19 protein-coding genes, 1 tRNA gene and 1 pseudogene are annotated in these 20946 nt (G+C 64.1%); 12 read left to right on the forward strand and 9 right to left on the reverse strand.

All coding sequences use genetic code 11. The annotated features are described in order from the left end of the window. The first annotated feature begins 51 nt into the window (after window positions 1-51). The 7 genes from ACVWWD_RS09140 to ACVWWD_RS09170 all read left to right on the forward strand — a co-directional run bounded on the left by ACVWWD_RS09140 (window position 52) and on the right by ACVWWD_RS09170 (window position 4836). Window positions 52-270 carry a DUF3329 domain-containing protein gene (locus ACVWWD_RS09140; protein ID WP_352546406.1) on the forward strand — a complete coding sequence of 73 codons (219 nt, stop codon included), beginning with the start codon at window positions 52-54 and terminating at the stop codon, window positions 268-270. Window positions 271-274: 4 nt separating this feature from the next. After that, a complete protein-coding gene (gene iolB, locus ACVWWD_RS09145) occupies window positions 275-1087 on the forward strand; it encodes a 5-deoxy-glucuronate isomerase (protein WP_023793178.1) in 813 nt (270 codons plus the stop codon). Window positions 1088-1238: 151 nt separating this feature from the next. Then, a complete protein-coding gene (locus ACVWWD_RS09150) occupies window positions 1239-1946 on the forward strand; it encodes a DUF1045 domain-containing protein (RefSeq protein ID WP_352546407.1) in 708 nt (235 codons plus the stop codon). Window positions 1947-1981: 35 nt separating this feature from the next. Next, on the forward strand, window positions 1982-3121 hold the full coding sequence (locus ACVWWD_RS09155; RefSeq protein WP_023772175.1) for an alpha-D-ribose 1-methylphosphonate 5-triphosphate diphosphatase: 1140 nt from the start codon (window positions 1982-1984) through the stop codon (window positions 3119-3121). Next, entirely contained in the window at window positions 3118-3747 is a 630-nt protein-coding gene (gene phnN, locus ACVWWD_RS09160; protein ID WP_457103031.1) for a phosphonate metabolism protein/1,5-bisphosphokinase (PRPP-forming) PhnN, read from the forward strand. The genes ACVWWD_RS09155 and phnN overlap by 4 nt, the downstream gene beginning before the upstream one ends. Window positions 3748-3871: 124 nt before the next feature. Beyond that, window positions 3872-4624: a COG4280 domain-containing protein gene (locus tag ACVWWD_RS09165; protein WP_352553076.1), complete on the forward strand. Its 753-nt coding sequence runs from the start codon at window positions 3872-3874 to the stop codon at window positions 4622-4624. Continuing rightward, entirely contained in the window at window positions 4624-4836 is a 213-nt protein-coding gene (locus tag ACVWWD_RS09170) for a hypothetical protein (protein WP_352553074.1), read from the forward strand. Before ACVWWD_RS09165 ends, ACVWWD_RS09170 begins: the two co-directional genes overlap by 1 nt. Before the next feature lie 86 nt (window positions 4837-4922). Here ACVWWD_RS09170 and ACVWWD_RS09175 read toward each other — a convergent pair whose 3' ends face one another. The 3 genes from ACVWWD_RS09175 to ACVWWD_RS09185 all read right to left on the reverse strand — a co-directional run bounded on the left by ACVWWD_RS09175 (window position 4923) and on the right by ACVWWD_RS09185 (window position 8558). Next, window positions 4923-5918, reverse strand: a complete 996-nt coding sequence (locus ACVWWD_RS09175; protein WP_023772179.1) for an ABC transporter permease — start codon at window positions 5916-5918, stop codon at window positions 4923-4925. A gap of 12 nt (window positions 5919-5930) precedes the next feature. After that, complete coding sequence (locus ACVWWD_RS09180) at window positions 5931-7475, reverse strand: sugar ABC transporter ATP-binding protein (RefSeq protein ID WP_023781874.1); 1545 nt, start codon at window positions 7473-7475, stop codon at window positions 5931-5933. Between the two features lie 120 nt (window positions 7476-7595). Then, window positions 7596-8558: a sugar-binding protein gene (locus ACVWWD_RS09185; protein ID WP_023772181.1), complete on the reverse strand. Its 963-nt coding sequence runs from the start codon at window positions 8556-8558 to the stop codon at window positions 7596-7598. 618 nt (window positions 8559-9176) lie between these two features. Between ACVWWD_RS09185 and ACVWWD_RS09190 the strand changes: the two genes are divergently transcribed. Both ACVWWD_RS09190 and ACVWWD_RS09195 read left to right on the forward strand, forming a co-directional pair. Continuing rightward, complete coding sequence (locus ACVWWD_RS09190; protein ID WP_023772182.1) at window positions 9177-10301, forward strand: LacI family DNA-binding transcriptional regulator; 1125 nt, start codon at window positions 9177-9179, stop codon at window positions 10299-10301. A 109-nt stretch (window positions 10302-10410) separates the two neighbouring features. Beyond that, entirely contained in the window at window positions 10411-11211 is an 801-nt protein-coding gene (locus ACVWWD_RS09195) for a class I SAM-dependent methyltransferase (RefSeq protein ID WP_457103032.1), read from the forward strand. A gap of 33 nt (window positions 11212-11244) precedes the next feature. Here the strand turns inward: ACVWWD_RS09195 and ACVWWD_RS09200 are convergent, their stop codons facing one another. The 3 genes from ACVWWD_RS09200 to ACVWWD_RS09210 form a co-directional block, all read right to left on the reverse strand. After that, window positions 11245-11730, reverse strand: a complete 486-nt coding sequence (locus ACVWWD_RS09200) for an SRPBCC family protein (RefSeq protein WP_457103033.1) — start codon at window positions 11728-11730, stop codon at window positions 11245-11247. A 2-nt stretch (window positions 11731-11732) separates the two neighbouring features. Next, window positions 11733-12044 (reverse strand): ArsR/SmtB family transcription factor, encoded by a 312-nt coding sequence (locus ACVWWD_RS09205; RefSeq protein WP_023772185.1) that lies wholly within the window; start codon window positions 12042-12044, stop codon window positions 11733-11735. A 163-nt stretch (window positions 12045-12207) separates the two neighbouring features. Continuing rightward, a complete protein-coding gene (locus ACVWWD_RS09210; RefSeq protein WP_352553070.1) occupies window positions 12208-12975 on the reverse strand; it encodes an SDR family oxidoreductase in 768 nt (255 codons plus the stop codon). 1311 nt (window positions 12976-14286) lie between these two features. Here ACVWWD_RS09210 and ACVWWD_RS09215 point away from each other — a divergent pair. Next, complete coding sequence (locus tag ACVWWD_RS09215; protein WP_023781870.1) at window positions 14287-14526, forward strand: hypothetical protein; 240 nt, start codon at window positions 14287-14289, stop codon at window positions 14524-14526. A gap of 706 nt (window positions 14527-15232) precedes the next feature. Here ACVWWD_RS09215 and ACVWWD_RS09220 read toward each other — a convergent pair. From ACVWWD_RS09220 to ACVWWD_RS09230, 3 genes are all read right to left on the reverse strand, one after another. Next, window positions 15233-15309 (reverse strand) — tRNA-Arg (locus tag ACVWWD_RS09220). A 154-nt stretch (window positions 15310-15463) separates the two neighbouring features. Next, window positions 15464-16387 (reverse strand): DUF1003 domain-containing protein, encoded by a 924-nt coding sequence (locus ACVWWD_RS09225; RefSeq protein WP_224525170.1) that lies wholly within the window; start codon window positions 16385-16387, stop codon window positions 15464-15466. 320 nt (window positions 16388-16707) lie between these two features. Beyond that, a complete protein-coding gene (locus ACVWWD_RS09230; RefSeq protein WP_352553067.1) occupies window positions 16708-17601 on the reverse strand; it encodes a D-alanyl-D-alanine carboxypeptidase family protein in 894 nt (297 codons plus the stop codon). Between the two features lie 256 nt (window positions 17602-17857). Here ACVWWD_RS09230 and ACVWWD_RS09235 point away from each other — a divergent pair, with 256 nt between their 5' ends. Then, on the forward strand, window positions 17858-19669 hold the full coding sequence (locus tag ACVWWD_RS09235) for a methyl-accepting chemotaxis protein (protein ID WP_352553065.1): 1812 nt from the start codon (window positions 17858-17860) through the stop codon (window positions 19667-19669). A gap of 117 nt (window positions 19670-19786) precedes the next feature. After that, a pseudogene (locus ACVWWD_RS09240) lies at window positions 19787-20885 on the forward strand (hypothetical protein). Window positions 20886-20946: the final 61 nt, after the last annotated feature.

The raw sequence follows: 20946 nt of genomic DNA on the forward strand, positions 1-20946 counted from the left end.
GCCGTGAGGCGCGGTCTATCTGAGGACGGATTGCTGAATTCGGATGGCGCGATGAAAGATTATGAACACCCGTTCTTCCGCCCGCTGTGGCGGCGCATCGCCGTCGTGGCCGTCTGCCTGATCTGGTCGGTGATCGAGTTCGCGTCCGGCACGCCGTTCTGGGGCGTCATCGCGCTCGGTTTTGCCGGCTACGCCGTCTGGCAGTTTTTCTATCTCTACAAGCCGGTCGACGAGAGCAAGGCCGCAAGCGAGACCGAACCGAAGGAGTAACCCGATGTCGAAACTGCTCGTCAAAGCCGACAAGGGCCATGGCCGCGTCGCCCATGTGACGCCGAAAAGCGCCGGCTGGACCTATGTCGGTTTCGACCTGCATCGGCTGAAGCCGGGCGAAAACGCGTCGGGAAAGACGGAAGACCGCGAAGTCTGCCTGGTGTTCGTGACCGGCAAGGGTACCGTGAAAGCCGGCGGCAAGGATCTCGGCCTGCTCGGCGAGCGCATGTCGCCCTTCGATGGCAAGCCGTGGTCGGTCTATGTGCCGCAGGGATCGGACTGGTCGGTGACGGCCGATACCGAGCTGGAACTTGGCGTCTGCTCGGCGCCCGGTCTTGGCGGCGGCCTGCCGGTCCGGGTGATCGGACCGGGCAATCTCGGCCAGGAGGTGCGCGGCAAGGGCACCAACACGCGCTACGTCACCAACATCCTGCCGGAAGGCCAGCCGGCCGACTCCTTGCTGGTCGTCGAGGTCATCACGCCCGGCGGTCACACGTCGAGCTACCCGCCGCACAAGCACGACCAGGACAACCTGCCTGCCGAGTCCTATCTCGAGGAAACCTACTACCATCGCCTCAACCCGCCCCAGGGCTTTGCCTTCCAGCGCGTCTACACCGATGCCGACAAAAGCGGACATCGCGCGCTGGACGAAGCCATGGCGATCGAGGATGGCGATGTGGTGCTGGTGCCCAAGGGCTATCACCCCTGTGCCGCCTGCCACGGCTATGACCTCTATTACCTCAACGTGATGGCCGGACCGAAGCGGACGTGGAAATTCCACAATGCTCCCGAGCACGAATGGTTGATGAAGGCCTGACCGTGTCGCCGTCCGGTCGAACTTATTGGTCCAGCTTGGAAAAATCGTCGGCTAAGGACCCGAAGTGTCGATTTGCCTTCTAAAACCCGTCAAAGCTTCGTCAATCCGTCATGGAAATCACCTATGGCAACAGTTCTGACGAGGACTTCCCATGCGTTATGCCATTTATTTCACCCCCCGGCAGGACGAGCCGCTGGCGCGCATCGCCGCGAATTGGCTGGGCCGCGATCCGTTCGGCGCCGCGACAAGGCCGGTTGAGGCCGTTGCCGATCTGTCGGCGGCGGAAGTGGCCTTCCACACCGCTTCGGCGCGCCGCTATGGCTTTCACGCGACGCTGAAGGCGCCCTTCCACCTGGCTGCGACGGAGACCGAAGCCTCGCTCCGCGCGGCGCTGGATCATTTTGCCGAGGTTACGCCTGTCGTCACGATCCCGCGCCTGGTCGTCAGCCAGATCGACACCTTCTTCGCGCTGGTGCCGGATGGTCCGCTGCCGCCGCTCAACCGCTTCGCCGACGATGTGGTACGCGATTTCGATCGGTTTCGCGCGCCGCTGTCCGAGGCCGAGATCGAGCGGCGCAGCCCGGATTCGCTGAAGCCGGTCGAGTTTCGCAATCTCTGCCAATGGGGCTATCCCTATGTCTTCGAGACCTTCCGCTTCCACATGACCCTGTCCGGGCGGGCCAGCCCACGGGAAAGCCCTCGCCTGCGCGCCGCCATCGACAGCCTTTTCGCCGATGTGTTGCGCCAGCCCGTGCTCGTGGACGCGCTGACATTGTTTGTCGAACCCGAGCCCGGTGCGCCGTTCATGGTGCTTTCCCAGCACGCGCTCGGACGCCGCCCGGCCCGAAAAATCGCCTGAACGAAACCCGACTGCAAGACCAAGGACTACCCGCAATGACCGCCGAAACTGTTCTTTCCAACGCCCGTATCGTTCTTGCCGACGAGATCGTCGAAGGCTCACTGGTGCTGCGCGATGGCTTGATCGCGGGCATCGATGCCGGTTCTGCCCGGACCGGCGAGGACATGGGCGGCGACTTCATCATTCCTGGGCTGGTCGAACTCCACACCGACCATCTCGAGGGCCATTATGCGCCGCGGCCGAAAGTGCGCTGGAACCCGATCGCCGCGGTGCTCGCCCATGACGCGCAGGTGGCGACCGCCGGCATCACGACCGTGCTCGATGCCTTGCGCGTCGGCATGGACGAGGACGCCGACCTGACATTGGACGACATACGCAAGCTGGCCGATGCGATCGAGGACAGCGTCGCGCAGGATCGTCTGCGGGCCGATCACTTCCTGCACCTTCGCTGCGAGGTTTCAGCGCCGGATTGCCTCAACGCATTCGCCAATTTCGACGGTGACGAACGGGTCAAGCTGGCGTCGCTGATGGACCACGCGCCGGGCCAGCGCCAGTTCGTCAATCTTGAAACCTATGCCTACTACTACCAGCGCAAGCTGAAACTCTCGGATCGCGATTTCCAGAAATTCTGCGAGAAGCGGATGGACGAATCGTCACGCAACTCCGGGCCGAACCGCGTCTTCATCGCCGCCGCCTGCCGGGAGCGCGGCATCGTGCTCGCCAGCCACGACGATGCGACGTCGGCTCATGTCGAGGAGGCCATCGAGCAGGGTGTGCGGGTCGCCGAGTTCCCGACCACCGAGGAAGCGGCGCGTGCCTCGAAGGCCGCCGGGCTTGGGGTGCTGATGGGGGCGCCCAATGTCATGCGCGGCGCCTCGCATTCGGGCAATGTCTCGGCACGCACCTTGGCCAGTGACGGCCTGCTCGACATCCTGTCGTCCGACTACATTCCCTTCAGCCTGATCCAGTCGGCCTTCTTCCTCGGCGACATGGTCGAAGGTATTTCGCTGCCGCGGGCCGTCGCCATGGTTTCGAAGAACCCGGCGCGGGCCGTCGGCCTCGACGACCGCGGCGTCATCGAGCAGGGCCGTCGCGCCGATCTGGTGCGCGTGCGCGTCGACGATCATGTTCCGGTCGTACGCACCGTCTGGCGGCAGGGATGCCGGGTGGCATGATGGTGTCGGCCTCGATCGAGCGCGAACTGTCCGCCGAAACCTTCCCGATCCGCCACGGCGTCTTCGTCGCTGTCGTGGGCCCCAGCGGTGCCGGCAAGGACACGGTCATAGGCTATGCCAAGGCGCTCTTTGCCGACGAGACGCAGCTGGAGTTCGTGCGCCGCGTCATCACCAGGCCGAGCGATACGGCGAGCGAGGACCACGAGACGCTGGCCGACGCCGCCTTCGCGGAGGCCGAGGCTGACGGCGCCTTCGCCATCTCCTGGGAAGCGCATGGCCTGCGCTATGGCCTGCCTGCCGATGTCGACTGGTCTGTCTCCAATGGACATGTCGCCGTGGCCAACGTGTCGCGCGCGATCATCCCCGCCTTGCGCGAGCGCTATGCCAATCTGGCCGTCGTCGAGATCACCGCTTCGCCCGAGGTGCTGGCGGAGCGGCTGGCGATGCGCGGCCGCGAGTCGCGCGGCGAGGTGCTGGCGCGGCTGGCGCGCAGCGCCAATATGAGCTTGTCCGGCCCTGGCGTCACGTCGATCGACAACAGCGGTCCGCGCGAAGTGGCCGGCGAACGTTTCGCGGAAGTGCTGCGCAAGGCCATGGCCTTTTCCGACATGTCGGGCCTGATCTGATCCGGCTTGTTTCACCCGCCTGCTTGCGCTGCCGCTGGAAACGCTCCGGGCTGCTGGCCGCGTGGGGTGATTCTGGATTACGATCCGCGAACTCGAAATGAGGTCGAGCCAGACAGGAAACTTCATGCAGACACTGACACCCGTCCTCTCGACAATCACGGCGGCATTTCTCGCCTCCCTGGTCGAGGTCGTCGAAGCTTTCACCATCGTGCTTGCGGTGGGGGTGACACGCAGCTGGCGCCCGGCATTGACCGGCGCCGCGCTGGCGCTGGCGGTGCTGGCGGCCCTGGTGCTGGCCTTCGGCCCGCTTCTGGCGCTGGTCCCGATCACCACGCTGCAGTTCGTCGTCGGGGTGCTGCTCATCCTGTTCGGCATGCGCTGGCTGCGAAAAGCCATCCTGCGCAGCGTCGGCGTCATTGCCCTGCATGACGAGGAGGCGGCCTTCGCCAAGGAAACCGCGGCCCTGCACCAGCAGGCCGCCGATCGGCGCGCCGATTACCTCGCCGGGCTGGCCTCGTTCAAGGCGGTGCTGCTCGAGGGTGTCGAGGTGGTGTTCATCGTCATCGCCGTCGGCGCCGCGCATGGGCAGACATTTTACGCCAGCATGGGTGCGCTGGCGGCTTTCATCCTGGTGATGCTTGTCGGCTTGGCCGTCCACCGGCCGCTGGCGCGCGTGCCCGAGAATGCGCTCAAATTCGTGGTCGGGCTGATGCTGACCAGTTTTGGCATCTTCTGGACCGGGGAAGGCATCGGCGCCGATTGGCCTGGCGCCGATCTTGCCCTGCTCGCCATCTTCGCCATCGTCGCGCTGGCGTCCTTCGCCATGGTGCGCTGGCTGCGCGGTATCCGTCCAACAGCAGCCGGAGGACTCGCCTGATGAACGTCCTTCGTCTCGTTGCCAGGGAAGTCATCGGCATGTTCGTCGATGACGGCAATCTGGCCCTGCTGGCGCTGGTCCTGGTGGCCGCCGTTACCGCGGCGGTGAAGTTGCTCGCGCTGCCGCCGCTGCTTGGCGGCGCGCTGCTGCTGGTCGGCTGCCTTGCCATCCTGTCGCAAAGCGTTCGCCGCGCCGCACGGAGCGGCAGGTAATTTCAGCCAGGCATGGCGGATGACCAGAGGGTGCCGCGAAAGGCACGCCACCCCGTCACCCCTGCACCGGTAAGGCCGGAAGGGACCTATTCCGCGGCGGCGCCGACAGCGCCCTTGCGGGCGGCATCGACCATCCGCCGTCGCGCTCGGAACACGCCCCATTGCTGGTCGACCAGCACGCCGATGAGGATGACGCCACCCATCACCGCGAAGTTGAGGGAGGAGGGAATGCCGAGCAGGTTGACGAGGTTCTGCAGTTCCTGCAGCAGCACCGTGCCGAGGATGACGCCGATCAGCGAGCCCTCGCCGCCGCGCAGCGAGAAGCCGCCGAGCACCGCGGCCGCAATGGCGTAGAGCTCGTAGAACTGACCGTGGCTGGCCGGCGAGATCGAGCGCGTGTACATGGCGAAATAGATCGCCGACAGCGCGGTGAGCACGCCGCAGATGACGTAGGCCGCCATGACGACGCGGCCGGTGCGAATGCCGGAATATTTCGCCGCCTCCTCGTTCTTGCCGATGGCGTAGAGATAGCGCCCGAACACCGAGCGGTGCAGCACCACCCACATGACGACGGCGATGACGATCAGCGCGAAAAAGGAGTTCGGCACGCCCCAGGAGCGGCCGGCGGTCAGGAATTCGAGATCGGGAAAATTCTGCCCGAAGGCAAAACCGGCGGTGCCGTCGGCGGTGTAGAAGCGCGCGACGCCGCGATAGATCAAAAGCCCGCACAAGGTCACGACGAAGGGCTGCAGCTTGAGCCGCGTGATCAGCCAGCCATGCGCCAGGCCGATGATGGCGCCGAGCACCAGGATGAGCACGAAGGCAATCGGCCATCCCATGCCGCGCACGGCGATGAAGTCGATGAACAGCGTGCCCAGCAACGCGACAACGGAGCCGACGGACAGTTCGATGCCGCCGGTGATGATGACGAAGGCCTGGCCGATGGAGAGGATGCCGAACAGGCCGATCAGGTTCGAGGTGTTGGCGAGGTTGATCGGCAAGAGGAAGCGCGGATTGATGATGGCGACGATTGCCCCGACCACCAGGATCAGGATCAGCAGGCCGAGATCTTTCTTTGTCATCGTCGTCTCCGCTTACGGCCTGTTCACCGGTTTGCCCACCGCGAGCAAAAGCACGTTTTCCTGGCTGAACTGATCCTTGTCGAGAATGCCCGAGATCTGGCCCTCATGCATGACGGCGATGCGATCGGAGACGCCGATCACCTCTTCCATGTCGGAAGAGATCATCAGCACGGCGACGCCAGCGTCGGCCAGCGCCCGCATCAGCCCGTAAATCTCGGCCTTGGCGCCGATATCGATGCCGCGCGTCGGCTCGTCGAGGATCATCACCTTCGGGTTCATGGCCAGCCATTTGCCGAGCACGACCTTCTGCTGGTTGCCGCCCGACAGCGTGCCGGTGCGCGTCTGCACCGAGGGCGCCTTGATGCCGAGGTTTTTCTTCTGCTTCTCGGCGGTGGCGGTCTCGGCACTTGCCGAGACCAGCGAGCGCCTGGCATGCGCCGGCAAATTGGGGAGTGAAATATTCTGCGCGATCGACAGGTCGAGCAGGATGCCGGTCAGCTTGCGGTCTTCCGGCACGAGGAAGATGCCTTGCGCGACGGCGTCCGCCGCGCTGGCCAGCGTTAAGGGCTTGCCGTTGAGCTCCAGCGTGCCGCCAAGGCTGGCTTCGATGCCGAAGAACACCCGCGCCAGTTCGGTTCGGCCGGAGCCGACAAGGCCGGCAAGGCCGAGGATTTCGCCGCGCCTGACCTCGAGATCGACCGGCCGGCTGGGGTAGGTGGGGGTGCGGACGGCCTTGGCTGCAAGCGCCACGGCGCCGGGCGCACGCGCCGCCTCGGAGGCTTTCTCGCGCTCCTTCAGCATGCGGCCGATCATCAGCTTGACCATCTGGTCGTGATTGATGTCGCGCTTGCCGAGCGTCCCGGCCAGCATGCCGTCGCGCAGCACCACGACGCGGTCGGCGACGCGCTCGATCTCGTGCAGTCGGTGCGAGATGAAGATCACGCTGATGCCGTCGGCCTTCAGCGCCTTGATGACGTCGAGCAGCTTGTCGGTCTCGGCCAGCGGCAGGCTCGATGTCGGCTCGTCGAGGATCACAAGCCTCGCCTTGATCGACAGCGCCTTGGCGATCTCGACCATCTGCTGCTGCGCCAGCGACAGATCCGCGACCTGCGTATCGGCGGAGAAATTGGCGCCGACGCGCTTCAGCAGCGGCGCCACCATTTCGCGCAGCTTCGCGCGGTCGACCAGTCTCAGCGGGCCGGCGCGCAACGGCTCGCGGCCGAAGAAGATGTTGGCGGCAACGTCGAGGTTTTCGAAGAGGTTGAGTTCCTGGTGGACGAAGGCGATGCCCGACCCCAGGCTCCCCTCCACGCTCAGGCCTTTGTGGGCGGCGCCGTCGACCGTGATGGCGCCGCTGTCAGGCGTGGTGACGCCGCCGAGGATCTTCATCAGCGTCGATTTGCCGGCGCCATTCTCGCCGACCAGGCCGATGACCTCGCCCGGCCTGACCTCCATCGAGAACCCGTCGAGCGCCACGACCCCCGGATAGGTCTTGCGCACGTTCTCAAGGCTGAGGAACGGAGTGGTCGCAGCTATGGATGTGTCGGAATAATTCATCATGCCTGACAGCAGCCGGTGGGCCGAAATGCCCGTTCTGCAGACTGACGACCCCGGCAGGGTTCGTCAATGCGAACAGCCGGCTCAAGCGAAGTTGAGCCGGCTGGACTGCTTCTGGTCTTAGTTTCCAGCCATCGCCTTGAGATTGGCGGCGTAAGCGTCGACGTCATCCTTGCCGATGATCTTGGTCGGGATGATGATCAAATTGCCGGCCGGAATGCCCGATTTGTCACCCTTGAGATACGCGGCCATCAGCTTCATGCCCTGATAGGCCCATTCGAAGGGCTGCTGCACCACGGTGGCGGCGATCGTGCCTTCCTTGACGCCGCCCAGCGTGATCGGATCGTCATCGAAGCCGACGACGGTGATCGAGCCAAGCTTGCCGGCATCGCGCAGCGCTTCATAGATGCGGGGCGTGTTGTAGGAGTAGAAGCCGACCATGCAGGTGACGTCGGGGCTGGCGACCAGCGCGTCCTCGACATTCTTCTTGGCGCGCGCCTGGTCGATGTCGTCGCCGCGCACGTCGACCAGTTCGATCTTGGTGCCGGCGAGGCCGTCCTTCATGCCCTGGATGCGCTCCTTGGCATTGTCGGCGCCAAGCAGGCCGACGAAGCCCAGGCACTTGCCGCCGTTCGGCATCGCCTTCTTGGCGATTTCGGCCGCCTGCTTGCCGGCGTCGACATTGGAAGAGCCGATATAGGCGACACGCTTGGTCTGCGGGGCATCGCTATCGGTGGTGAACAGCGCCGTTTGCGAAGCGATCTTGTTCAGGCCATCGGTCGAGGTCTTGGGATCGACGGCCGAGACCATGATGCCCTTGACGCCGGCGGTCACCAGATCGTCCATCAGCCGCTGCTGGATGGCGACAGAGGATTGTTCGGGATACTTGAGTTCGAGCGTGTAGTCGGGCAGTTCGCCCTGCGCCTTCTTGACGCCGGCTTCGGCCGCTTTCCAGAAATCGGAAGCGCCGTTGACGACGAAGGCCAGCGTCGGCTTGTCGTCGGCGCGCGCGATTGCCGTCGCCGTCAGGCCGACAGCCAGGGCCGCGGCGGCCACGGATGCATTGCGTATCAAGGATTTCATGTTCAACCTCCCGTTTTGGTCAGTCGTAGGACTGACCGGACTTGCACAGTAAATTGTCTTGCACACTAAATTGTCTTGCTCACCTGAATTGCCGTCCGCGGCGTGGACGCCCTCCTCCTCAAAGGGGTTCCCCGGCACTGAAAAGAATGACGTCGTTTCCAGCCACGGCCACGGACTTTAGACACTCATTCCCCGTTCGTAAATAGTCCGATTTGTCTGACATATCACATATCTGAGACATGGTTCGCGGAAGTTATATCCGCTCTCCGTCGGGCCGTTCACGGACACCTCCGTCACCAACCGGACCAATGTGGCCGGAGGCGAGGATTGACGGTATAGCGCATCCTTGTATTAGTAAATACTATTAGCAAACCACCGGCCCGGTGGCGCTTAGGTGTCATGGCCGAATCGATCTGCCGACGCTGCGATGGCCGATCGTACGCAGCCAAAGCCTTTACGACCTCTGGTTTTGCGAGGGCTCGAGCCTTTGGGACGGGGATGAGCTTCAAGGATGGTAATAATTATCAGTAAGATCGATGCCGGTATGAATCGGAAGAGTCGCCTCATCTTGTCGGCCCGGCGAGCTGAAGCTAGACAGGCTGGGGATTTGGGGGGGATATGAGCGAGACGACGGACCGGGCCATCAGGAAGCTCCGCAAGGCGGCGGCAAAGCCCAAGGGCCGCGTCACCATGACCGATATTGCGAGGGCCGCCGGCTGCTCGCAGGCGACGGTTTCCTTCGTGCTCAACAATTCGCCTGGCATTCGCCTGTCGCGGCAGACGCGGGAGCGGGTGATCGAGGCGGCGCGCGCGCTCGGCTACAGCGCCCCCGCCTTCTCCGCGCTGAAGCCCGTTGCGGCTTTCGAGGGGGCTTTTGATGGCTCGGCCTTCGAGGGAATCGACGGCGTGATCGGCTTCGCCGTCGACCAGCTCGCCACCAGCCCGGAAGCCGTGGTCGCCATCGAAGGCGCGCGCCAGGCCTCGTGGAACGCCGGCAACGTGCTTCTGGTGGCACAGACCATGGGCGACGCCGTAATGGAGCCGCGCGCCATCTCGGCGCTGACCAGGCGCGGCATTTCGGCACTGATCTACATGACCATCTTCACCCGCGAAATCACGGCGCCCGATTTCCTCTACGGCCTCGAAATCCCAGTCATCCTGCTCAACTGCTATACCGCGGACTATGCCTTCCCCGCCGTGGTGCCCTCCGAGATCGCCGGAGGCCAGAGCTCGACCCGACACCTGATCAGCCATGGCCACCGTCGCATCGCCACCATCACGGGCGAACCCTGGATGCAGGCAGCACAGGACCGGCTGAAAGGCTACCGCCGCGCGCTCGCCACCGCCGACATCCCCTTCGACCCGGAACTGGTGGTCGAGGGCGACTGGTCGGCCAGCGCCGGCTACGCCGCGACCGTGAAGCTACTGACGCTAAAGGACCGCCCGACCGCGATCTTCTGCCAGAACGACCGCACCGCGATCGGCTGCTACGAAGCCCTTAAGGAAGCCGGACTGCACATTCCCGCCGACATCTCGGTCGTCGGCTATGACGACGAGGAAATCGCCCGGCATTTGTTCCCGCCGCTGACGACGTCGATCCTTCCGCACATGGCCATGGGCCAATGGGCGATCGAGCAGCTGGAAGCGCCTGCGATAGTGGGGCGGGGGCGATATCCAATCACCAAGCTGGAATGCCCGCTGGTGGAGCGCGAGAGCGTGGCGACATTCAAGGGCGTCGCATAAAACACCGGCCCTTCCCCTGTCCTGGGATGCTGGCATCAACCGTACTCCCCCCTATCTTGGCTTCATCCTGATAGAGGTCTAGCCTGTACCCATAGCCAGGGAGGCGCATATGACGTCGAGTTTCACCGTTCATGACGCATCCGGCTATGAGCAGCTCATGGGCCGCTGGAGCCGAAAGCTCGCGCCCAGCTTCATCGGCTTCGCCGGGCTCGCCCCCGGCGAAAAGATCCTCGATGTCGGCTGCGGCACCGGCAGTCTGACGTTCGAACTGGCGAAATCCGCCGAACTCGCGGCGATCACGGCGATCGACTTTTCGCCTGTCTTCGTCGAGGCGGCAAAGCGGCGCAACACCGATCCGCGCATCGAGATCCAGCAGGCGGACGCCACCGCCTTGCCATTCGCCGACAATGCGTTCGACCGCGCGCTGGCGCTGCTGGTGCTTCACTTCGTGCCGGAAGCCGGCAAGGCGGTTGCCGAAATGCGCCGGGTGACGCGGCCGGGCGGGGTGGTCGCGGCCGTGGTGTGGGACCATCTCGGCGGCATGGCGGGCATGCGCATGATGATCGACACGGTCGCCGCGCTCAGCGAGAGCGGTCGCCAGCTGCGCGGCCGCTATTGCTTCCAGCCGATGATGCAGCCCGGCGAAATGAAGCGGACCTTCATCGAGCAGGGGCTGGCCGATGTTACCGAAACCGAGCTGATGATCCGTATGGATTACCAGGACTTCGCCGATTATTGGGCGCCGATTTCAGCCGGCGAGGGCCCGCTCGGCAAATACATGACCACGCTCGAGGCAGCCGAGCGCGAACGCACCGAGGCTGCCGTCCGCGATGCCTATCAGGCCGGGCGACTGGACGGCCCGAGGTCGTTCGCCAATGTCGCCTGGGCGTGCAGAGGCGTGGCGCCCTGACCGCCCAGAGGGCGAAGCGCCTTTGAACCGCGATCAGGCCTGCCGAGCAACCAGATCGGCATAGCGCTGCAGGTAAAGCGGCCAGCCCTGATCGCCGGCGACGCTGTCGCGCACACCTTCCCAGCCCTGGCCATGGCGCTCCAGGTTGCGGTGCTCGATCTCGACGCGGGTACGCTCAGCCGTTTCGGCGGTGAACCGCACTTCCCACTCGCTGGTCTTGGCCGGGTCGGTCTCGATGCGCCATTGCGGGCTGATGTCCCAGCTCAAGAGCACGCGGTTCGGCGGCTCATAGGCCAGCACGCGCGCCCAGCGGCACTCGCTGCCATCGACGCCGCGGTCATAGACGTGACCGCCGACGCGAGGCTCGAGCACCGTCTCGGCGATCTGGGCTGCGAGCAGATTGTGCTCTGGCGGTTTGAAACTGCCGAAATCCTCGGTGAAGACCTTGAAGGCGCGCTCGATCGGCGCCTCGACGACGACGGATTGTTTCACGGAGGCGATGGGAATCTGGGTGTTCATGGTCACTCCTCTGGTGGGGTCTCGACGGCTAGCTTGTAGGTCGCGAGCGTCTTGCTCCAGAACCGGTCGAGCCAGGCGCGCATCTGGCCAAGCCCGTGCGGATCGATATGGTAGACGTTGCTGGCGCCCTTCGGCTCCGCGCGCACCAGCCGCGAATCCCGAAGCACCTTCAGATGCTGCGACACCGCGGACTGCGATACGCTGACCTGCCGCGTGACCTCCGCCACCGAGCGCGGCCGCTCCGCTATCAGCTCAAAAATCTGCCTTCGGGTCGGATCGCCCAGGGCGGCAAGCTGTGCGCTATCAACAGTCATGACTTATGATTAGTGTAGGCTGATGATTTAGTCAAGCGACTGTGGCTGGCGGCCCGGTGCGGCGGCGAGAAATTTCACCCGAGATAGGGATCGCAGTTCATTCCGGTGGAAGGAGTTGCGCCGAAGGTCGAAATCCACACGGGCATAAAACCGGCCGCGCCGTCTATCCCTTGCTTTCTTCAAGGCTGTTGCCGCCATCGACCACCAGCAAGGCGCCGTTTATATAGCTGGCGCTCTCGGAGGCCAGGAACACGACCGCCGCCGCCACCTCACCGGGCCGGCCGGCGCGGCCCGGCGGCGCATGCAGGGCCGCTATCCGTTCCGCCTCGCTCGACGCGCCAGTCTCGATCCAGCCGGGCGCCACTGCATTGGCGGTGACCCCGTGGCGCGCCACTTCCAGCGCCAATGTCCGGGTCAGGCCGACCATGCCGGCCTTCGCCGCGGAATAGGCGGCGGTGCCCTGGTAGGAGACCAGCGGCCCGGTCACCGACGCGACGTTGACGATGCGCCCATACCCCGTTTCGACCATCGCCGGCAGAAACGCCCTGGTGACGAGAAACGCCGTCTTCAGGCTGGTCTCGATGCCCCGGTCCCACTCGGCCTCGCTCATCGTTAGGAACGCCTTGTCGACGGACGGCGAGGCCAGCGAGCCCATGCCGGCATTGTTGACCAGGATATCGATAGCGCCGACCTCGGCCCGCAGCCGCCCCACCTCCGCGGCGATGGTGAGATCGGCGACCGCGGCCGTGGCATCGACACCCTCGCCGCGAAGCTCGCCAGCGCGCTCCAGCACCCGCGCGCTGGCGCCGGTCAGGAAAACCGCATGCCCGGCTTGGCCAAACTGGCGCGCAATGGCAAAGCCGATGCCGTCAGCCGCGCCGGCGCCGGTGATCAGGACACGCCTGGTGATGGTTGTGGCGGTTGTGGCCAAGTCTGGCTCCTAGGGAAGGGCGCTGACGCGGTGGGGGCTATGAGGCGTCAATAGGCCTAAACATCCTCGGTTGTTCAGCTTTGATTTTGGCCCTCTCTATCGACCTGGTTCGGCTTTCGCAACGCCTTCAGCAGAGGTCCGCGACGACGGCATTGCCGCGGCCGCGGTGAGAGCCTGCTTGGCAGGCAGCTCCAATTCCGACACAGCTCCGCCCCCATGGCGCGTTCTGGCGTTTAGCATTAGCTATTCCTGCTCAGATGCATTCAGGGACAAGGAACACATTCCTTGCCAGTCAAGTGAATTAGCTGAGACTAATCTCCGTCCCTTGCGTTTCTTGCCGTCTCGTCTAGTGGGCAGGGTGGTGCTTGGCAGGATTCAGAAAATTCCAGTGTCGGCGGTGTCTCGGCGCCGGGAAGGTATTCGACTGCGGAAAATGGTTGGCCTCGAACGGCACTTGTTGCCCGCATGGGGCTCACCGACCGGGCTGCAAAGGTTCTACTATCAGATGCCCGGTATGTCGCGGCAGCGGTCTGCAGGGCCCGGAACTTACACCTCCAACAGATCGGTAGGGACTGAGGCGAGAGAAGGGCGGCAGCCTGTTTCATGGTTCACCATTAACATAGGTGATTTCCCCAAAGCAGCCTTCGGTCTTTCCTTGAACGAGGGCAGAGCGGGCGCGCATCGGGGAGCGCAAAAATGATAGCATTCGTTGGCCGAGCCGGAGGAAGTTTTGAAGCCGCGATGATCGTAGTCATGGTCTTGGCTGCAATAGGAATAATCCTAGTCATAACCACTGAGATTTTCTGAGGCGGTCAAGGTTCGCGGGCTCGTCTCTCCTCCTCTCGGCGATCGAGCAGCCTCGAGTGGCGCGGCTTGTCTTCGCCTTCAGGACCTTCACACGCGCGACGGTTAGAGCCATTCGGCCTTATCATTCTTGAGGCCCTTCGGGGCTCGACCGCCGATCTTTCGCCGCACGGTCCGAAGACGCTTTTGTTTATCGGCTTTGAAGGCGAAAGGCGCTGCCGGCGTAACGCCCTTGTTGGCGCAATGAGCACCATGGCCGGCTTGCCGGCCTCTCGCTGCGCGCCGATGATGGCCAAAAGCCCGCCACCTTCGCGGCAGCGGGGCCAGTCCAAACAGAGATGAAAACAGTGCACGGCCGAAACGCCGCGCTTGAACTCTACGGGCCGGAGCTACTCTCAAGACCGAGGCGCTCGCCCACCAACCCCTGGGGCGGATATCCCGCCCGTCGGCTGCCGGAACCAAAACCGAGATGGGAGATTTCCGGAGACAAAACCCGGAGCAACCATCATGCTGATCGGAGACTTCGACACGGAAACTGTGAAGCACAGTGCGTTGTACAGAGACGCCAAGCTCGCAATGCTCACCCACCAGGTGCTGTATCGCATGGAGCTTACAGGAACCGCAGCTGGCGGAGTCGAGCACGCGCTGGCAGAGTTTGCTCAAGCCAACCAGGCCGCCTTCGATGCTTCAAGCAGCTCGCTCGCAGCTTTCCTTCATTTGGAACCCAATCAGACCTTGGGAATGTGAACAGCACCTGGCTTGTCGGCGGGCGGTATAGCAGCTTCCGGCTTTCCAGATGCTCCTCAAGCAACCGCTTGCGGAAAGTTGCCTTGGGGCAAGCGAGCCTCGTCTGCCATCACCACTGAGAGCCAGAAGGCGGTTCCAATACAGAGCAGAAGTACACGCAGCGAAGGGAAGTCGGCTGCGTTTGCCCCAACTTGGCTTCGTCAGGCTGTTCCCAACCGGGAAAGATGAGAGCCCGCCACCTTCGGCAGCGGGCTCCTGCGATAGCGGTGCTGTCAGCCGGACGTGGTTGGCCGAATGAGAGCGGAAGGTCCCGGACCTGCCGTGACCTTGGACAGCCGCTGGCGTTTGATGAGAACGGGTTGTTCGTATGTCTTCTTCATCCCTGCTCCTTTGGTGCGGACCTGACTTGCCAATCGCTGTGGGCCCGCCTCACTGGCGGCGAAGCGGGCCCGGCCAAGTCTTGCGAGACCTGACCGGCAGCGAGGGAGGCTGCCGGCATTCGAACCAGCCGAGGAACAGCAGGTTCCCGAATGTCGCATAAAAAGGCGCCCGCCGGAGCCAGCGCACAAGTCGTGGAAAGGTGGCGATCGGAGTAAGTGGCCGACATGCAGGCTCGAACCACTCCAAAATCCCTTCGGGCCAAAAGTGTTACCCATGTCTCCGGTATGAACCGTAACCCATGTGTCCGGAATGGACCTGCGGAATTTGGCGCACCCGACAGGATTCGAACCTGTGACCTCTGCCTTCGGAGGGCAGCGCTCTATCCAGCTGAGCTACGGGTGCTTTCAGGACGAAGAGCCCGGAAAACGAACCAGCCGGCGAACCAGCAAGTCACGGCTTCTTAGCGGAAGCGGGCGCGGGCTTCAACGGGCAATTGGCGGCGTTGCGAACTTGGCTTGGGTAGCAGAGCGTTCGCCCAATGCGCGGGCACCACCCCTCACTGCTCTACCGGGCTCTTCACCGGCCGCCGCCCCCGCACCGCCCGCTTTGCCTTCTTCGCGCTCGCCAGTTCGTGCATTGCATCCAGCTGCATCTGCTGCATCTCGGCCAGTCGCGTCCATTGCCGCGAGATGAGGTAATCGAGCTTTTCGTGCAGGTGGCGGACTTCCAACTCGGCCTTGAGGTTCACCCGGTAGTCGTTGAAGGAGCGCAGCCGGTCCTTGGCCTCCGTCCGTCTCTGGCTCATCATGATGATCGGCGCCTGGACCGCGGCGATGCAGGAGAGCAGCAGGTTGAGCAGGATGAAGGGGTAGGGATCGAAGGCGCCCGCCATGCCCGCGATCAGGTTGATGCCGATCCACACCAGGAGCACACTGGCGAACGAGATCAGGAACCACCAGCTGCCGCCGAAGGCGGCCATGTTGTCGGAAACCCGGTCGGCGAAGGAGCGGTGCTCCTCGAATTCTTCTTCGCTGTTTTCCGAAATCGTGTCCTGCCGGGCGATCGATTCCACCACTTGGCGGTCGAGCTCGGAGAATTCGCCGTGCTCCTGCTGTAAGAGCTCCTCCATGTAGCGCATGCGGTAGCGGCCGAGCTCCTCGCGGCTGATGCGCGCGCCCTTGGGCAGGTCGGGGTGGTCCGAATGAATGCGGTCGGCGAGGCTCGGGCGCAGCGTGTCGATACGCACAAGGTCGCGCTTGCGGAATTTGCGGCCCGAGATCGCCGACGGCTTCTTCTTCGGCTTCAGCCGCGATGCGCCCGGGCCTGATGGCTCGGAATCCGGCACTTCGGGCGTGTCGAAATGCTCATCGGAAACCTCGTGCGAATCCTCTTGCGTGGTCGGCGCCTCGAAATACTCGCCGCCGCTGTCGTTCTCATTGTCGGCCGACTTCTGCTCGGATGCCTTGGGTACGGTGCTCATGATGGGCTCCTGCGCTGTAAGTTAGGATACGCTGAGGCGACGGCGCTTATCCACTGTCGGATTCGCAAGCCTATGCCACGTCTTCCGCACGATTGCGTGACAGTCGCAAGATGGTAGCCGGCTGCGAAGTTTCGCGGGCACCAAGGCACGACTTGGGACGGCGGCCGGCCCTTCGCAGGCTCCCTGCCCCTTGGGCGTTCAGACCCTTCAAAAGGTCCACTGGACCTTTGATCCGCTCAAGGCGGACCGTGTCTTCACCGTTCGTCGTTCCAAAAGCCAGGCAATTGGCTTTTTGTCCGCTGCGCGGATCACGCCTCACCTCACTGCTGTTCGGCGAACATCAGCCTGGTCTTGGTGTCGGCCATGCTGGGCGACAGGCTGCGCTGGATCAGCGCTTCGACATGGTCGTTGCGCTGACGCGCGCTGTCGGCGCCCATCACCACCACGATCAGCTGGCGGCCGTCGGCGTCGTAGGAGGTGACGATGTTGAAGCCGGAAGCCCTGATATAGCCTGTCTTGATGCCGTTCACGCCGCGCACGCGGCCGAGCATGTCGTTATGGCCGCGCACCAGCCGGCCGCGAAACATGAAGTCGCTTTCGGAGAAATAATGGAAGTGCCGCGGGAAGCGCCGCTGCAACGACATGCCGAGCACCGCCATGTCGTGGGCGGTCGTCATCTGGCCGTCATCGGGCAGGCCCGATGCGTTGCGGAAGGTGGTGCTGCTCATGCCGAGCTGGCGCGCCTTGGATGTCATCATGGCGGCGAACTGGTCTTCCGAGCCGCCGAGATATTCGCCCACCGCCACGGCCACGTCATTGGCCGATTTGACGACGATGGCGCGGATGGCGGAATCGACGTCGATCGTCTCCCCGCGCCGGAAACGCATCTTGGTCGGCGGCTGCGAGGCGGCGTGGTCCGAAACCGGGATCTGCGTTTCCTTGGTGACGCGGCCGGTCTCCATCGCCTCGAACAGCAGATAGAGCGTCATCATCTTGGTCAGCGAGGCCGGATAACGCTGCGCCGTCGAATTGACCTCGAACAGCTGCTTGCCACTCTTTCCATCGACGACGATGGCCGCGTATTTTTGCGGTGGCGCCGGCACGGCCAGAACGCTGTCGGGCGGGGCCGTGGTCGAGCAGCCGGCCATCAGGGCCGCCAGGGCCAGGACAGCGAGGATTTTCTGGAAGAGCGGAAAGAGACGCGGCAAGGACAAGGGCTGGACTGTTCTGGCGATGCTGTTGCTGAGATAAGGCGAAGCTAACGTAACCCGGCGGGTGCGTCCATTTGGTTAATGCCGGTTAGCCCAGGGAATGTCGAGTGCCGGCGGCCTGTTTCCCCACTCGCCAAGGCGGGGGAGAGGAACCAAGCCTTGCCACCGCCCCGAAATCGCCCGTTTCCTGTCTTTCCTTGCCAAAGCCGCGTCTGCCGTGGGAAGAGCGTGGCATCCGGCGGCTAGGGGGGCTCGCAAAATGGCTGACATTGGGGCTGGCGCCGCGCCGTCATTGATCAGGGCGTCGCTCAGCCGCACCGGCAAATGGGCCGGCAGCATCGCCTTCATCGGCGGCGCCGTTTCCGACATCCTCAACCCGCTGGCGCCGTTCGCCGCCTATATCGCGCTGGCTGCCTCGATCGTGGCCGTCATCATCGCCATTGCCATCGTGCTCAGGCTCGTGCTGGCGGCCAAGGCACTGCCGGCGCTGGTGTTCGCCACCAGTGCGGCGGCGGTTGCCGGCGGCGTCTACGCCGTGCAGAAGGAGACCAATTCGCAGAACGGCATCATCGCCAGCCTGGTGCCGGCGATCGCGCAACTGCAGCAGTCGACGGGCATCGTCGCCGAAAAGGTGGCTAGGATCGAGCAAACGGTCACGCAAACGCAGAAGACCGTCGAAGAGGTCAAGAAATCGACCGACACGGTTGCCCAGAGAACCGATCAGATCGCCTCCGCCCAGCAGCAGCAAGCTGCCCAAGGCGCCGAGACGCAAAGGACCGTCGAAGCGGTCAAGCAAACGACCGAGACACTCGTAGGCGGCCAGCAGCAGCAAGTGGCCCAGGCCGAAAAGCTTCAGGCGACGACAGAGCAGATCGCCGCCTCGATCGACACGATAGCCAAGGGGTTTGCCTCCTTGGCCGCGCAAGGCGGCGCCATCGCCGAGCCGAAGCGGCCGGACGAATTCTACCACAATGCCCGCGTCTACGAGCTCTCGGGCGACATGCTCAACGCGCGGCGCTCCTATCTCGCCTTTGCCGGCTTCGATGTCGACGCCATCGATCCCTATACGCGCTTTGCCACGCTTCTGCGGGTCCAGGACGGCAAGGCCGGCGCCCGCGAGGTGTTCGGCCAACTCGCGGAGAAAGCCAAGGCGCCATCGATTAAGCTCGTCCACCTGCTGCAGTTCGACGATACCCAGCGGCTCGACAAGCTCAACGCCTTCATTGCGACCAATCCGGACTATGCACCGGCCTATTTCATGTTGGCGCAGGAGTTCTCGGAGGATCGGCTCGGCAGCCAGACGCTGGCCGACAAGCGCAGCGAAGCCCAGGCGCTGACCAAATTCGTCTCTTACGAGAAGGATGGCGGGCTGCTCGGATATTTCGTCGACCAAACCCAGCTTGCCGACTGGCTGGACCGCGGCCGCGGCCGGCTGGCGGCCCTTGGCGACGTGCTCGACCCCGCCCGCTTCGCGCCGTCGCTGACGCCGATGCGTTCCAACCAGGGCTGGTCGATGACCATTTCGCTGCCCGAGCCGGCGACCGCGATATCTTGGCGTCTTGGCGGCGCCGGCCCCTTCACCGACACCGGCCTGCTGGCGCTCAACGACCAGCGGACCGGCAAGCCGATGCCCAATCCGAGCTTCGAATTGCCCGACAGCACGGCGCAGACCACGATCGCGATCAAATATCTCGACATCAGGGGGCGCGAGACCGGCCCGTTCGACATAAGCTTCGACCCGGATGCCGCCCTGCAACAGGGCAACAAGCAGATCCTCGACCAGTTCTGGACGTCATGGATCGCCTTCGACGCCAGCGGCAACCATGGGTTGGTCTATTTCACCCAGATGCTGTCCTACCGCTGCGCCATCAAGGAGGTGCATTACAGCCTGAACGGTGCCACGCTCGACAAGACCCTTCCCATGCCGCCCTGCAATGCCGGGGATCCCTACGCCATCCCCGATGATTTCGAGCCCTATTTCAAGGTCACCAAAAGCGTGACCTCGATGTCGGTGCAGGTGACCTATACCGACGGGACGAAATCCCCGGTGCGCGACTACAAGCGGCAATAGGGCTCGCACTTTCCGACGAAGGCGAGCGCAAAACCAATGCAAAATACGCGCCCACGCGCTTGCGCGGTGCGCCGAACCGGTTCTTCTTGGCACCCGTCAGATTCGGGTGAGAGAGCCATGGATACAGTCACGATCAACGCCAAGGGCATTTCGGTTTCGCTGGACCTCACGGTTGGCCACATCGCCGACATGGTCGTCGAGAGCGGCGCGCGCCGGTTGAAGCCGCTACACCGTGCACCCTGGGTCGACGCGGGCGAGACGCTGCCTCCAGACCTGTCGCGGGGCACCGTCCGGCTCTCCGGCGACTTTCTCTGCGCGCCGTTTTCGCGCAGCGATGTCGAGGAGGCACCGCTGCATGGCTGGCCGGCCAACAGCGCCTGGGATGTGGTCGACAGTGGAGCGACGGATAGTGGCTGGCGCGCGGTCTTCCGGCTGCGCCACAAGGGTGATGGGCGCCAGCGTCGACAAGATTTTCACGCTGCGCGACGACCATCCTTTCCTCTACCAGGAACATGTGTTTTCCGGCGGGTCCGGCGCGATCTCTGTCGCCCATCACCCGATGACGGCAATGAAAGGTGGCGGCAGGCTGGCTTTCTCGCCGAAGCGGTTTGCCGCCACGCCAGCCGATCCGCTGGAGCCGGACCCCGCGCGCGGCCGCTTCATGCTGGCCTACCCCGGTCGGTCGTCGGACCTCGAGCATTTCCCTGCTGCCGGCGGCGGCACGCTCGATCTGACGGATTACCGTATGGATGACCGGCGCGAGGATTTCCTCACCTTGGTCGAGACCGACCATGGCGGTCCAGGCTGGACCGCGCTGGCTCGCGAGGCCGAGGACGATCTGGTGCTGGTGCTGAAGAACCCGGCCGAACTGCCGGTTACCATGTTGTGGTTCAGCAATGGCGGGCGCGACTACGCGCCGTGGAGCGGCCGCCATCTCGGCGTGCTCGGCATCGAGGATGGGCGCACCGCGGTCGGCCACGCCGCCTCGCTTGGCGACAACTGGCTGAAGCGCGAGGGCGTGGCGACCGCATTCGCGCTTGGCGAGGATCGCGGCGTCTCGTTCCGCCATGTCATCGGTGCGTTGCCCCTGTCGGATGGCGAGCCCCCGCGCGCGATCACCACTGCGGGTGGCAGCCTCCGGTTGGCTGGCGCCGCGGCATCGGAAGTCCCGTTCGATAGTGAATTTCTTCGTATCGGCCAGCCAGCGGCACGCTGAAGACGAAGCCGTAAGGGACTAATCGCGGTCGCCAGTGCTGACTCCACGACCGGTCGCTCTA

The sequence above is a fragment of the Mesorhizobium sp. URHB0026 genome (assembly GCF_054059755.1).

Bases quoted from the DNA above. Each gene is read 5' to 3' on its own strand.
- ACVWWD_RS09140 (WP_352546406.1), top strand. From the start codon at position 52: ATGAAAGATTATGAACACCCGTTCTTCCGCCCGCTGTGGCGGCGCATC.
- iolB (WP_023793178.1), top strand. From the start codon at position 275: ATGTCGAAACTGCTCGTCAAAGCCGACAAGGGCCATGGCCGCGTCGCC.
- ACVWWD_RS09150 (WP_352546407.1), top strand. From the start codon at position 1,239: ATGCGTTATGCCATTTATTTCACCCCCCGGCAGGACGAGCCGCTGGCG.
- ACVWWD_RS09155 (WP_023772175.1), top strand. From the start codon at position 1,982: ATGACCGCCGAAACTGTTCTTTCCAACGCCCGTATCGTTCTTGCCGAC.
- phnN (WP_457103031.1), top strand. From the start codon at position 3,118: ATGATGGTGTCGGCCTCGATCGAGCGCGAACTGTCCGCCGAAACCTTC.
- ACVWWD_RS09165 (WP_352553076.1), top strand. From the start codon at position 3,872: ATGCAGACACTGACACCCGTCCTCTCGACAATCACGGCGGCATTTCTC.
- ACVWWD_RS09170 (WP_352553074.1), top strand. From the start codon at position 4,624: ATGAACGTCCTTCGTCTCGTTGCCAGGGAAGTCATCGGCATGTTCGTC.
- ACVWWD_RS09175 (WP_023772179.1), bottom strand. From the start codon at position 5,918: ATGACAAAGAAAGATCTCGGCCTGCTGATCCTGATCCTGGTGGTCGGG.
- ACVWWD_RS09180 (WP_023781874.1), bottom strand. From the start codon at position 7,475: ATGAATTATTCCGACACATCCATAGCTGCGACCACTCCGTTCCTCAGC.
- ACVWWD_RS09185 (WP_023772181.1), bottom strand. From the start codon at position 8,558: ATGAAATCCTTGATACGCAATGCATCCGTGGCCGCCGCGGCCCTGGCT.
- ACVWWD_RS09190 (WP_023772182.1), top strand. From the start codon at position 9,177: ATGAGCGAGACGACGGACCGGGCCATCAGGAAGCTCCGCAAGGCGGCG.
- ACVWWD_RS09195 (WP_457103032.1), top strand. From the start codon at position 10,411: ATGACGTCGAGTTTCACCGTTCATGACGCATCCGGCTATGAGCAGCTC.
- ACVWWD_RS09200 (WP_457103033.1), bottom strand. From the start codon at position 11,730: ATGAACACCCAGATTCCCATCGCCTCCGTGAAACAATCCGTCGTCGTC.
- ACVWWD_RS09205 (WP_023772185.1), bottom strand. From the start codon at position 12,044: ATGACTGTTGATAGCGCACAGCTTGCCGCCCTGGGCGATCCGACCCGA.
- ACVWWD_RS09215 (WP_023781870.1), top strand. From the start codon at position 14,287: ATGCTGATCGGAGACTTCGACACGGAAACTGTGAAGCACAGTGCGTTG.
- ACVWWD_RS09225 (WP_224525170.1), bottom strand. From the start codon at position 16,387: ATGAGCACCGTACCCAAGGCATCCGAGCAGAAGTCGGCCGACAATGAG.
- ACVWWD_RS09235 (WP_352553065.1), top strand. From the start codon at position 17,858: ATGGCTGACATTGGGGCTGGCGCCGCGCCGTCATTGATCAGGGCGTCG.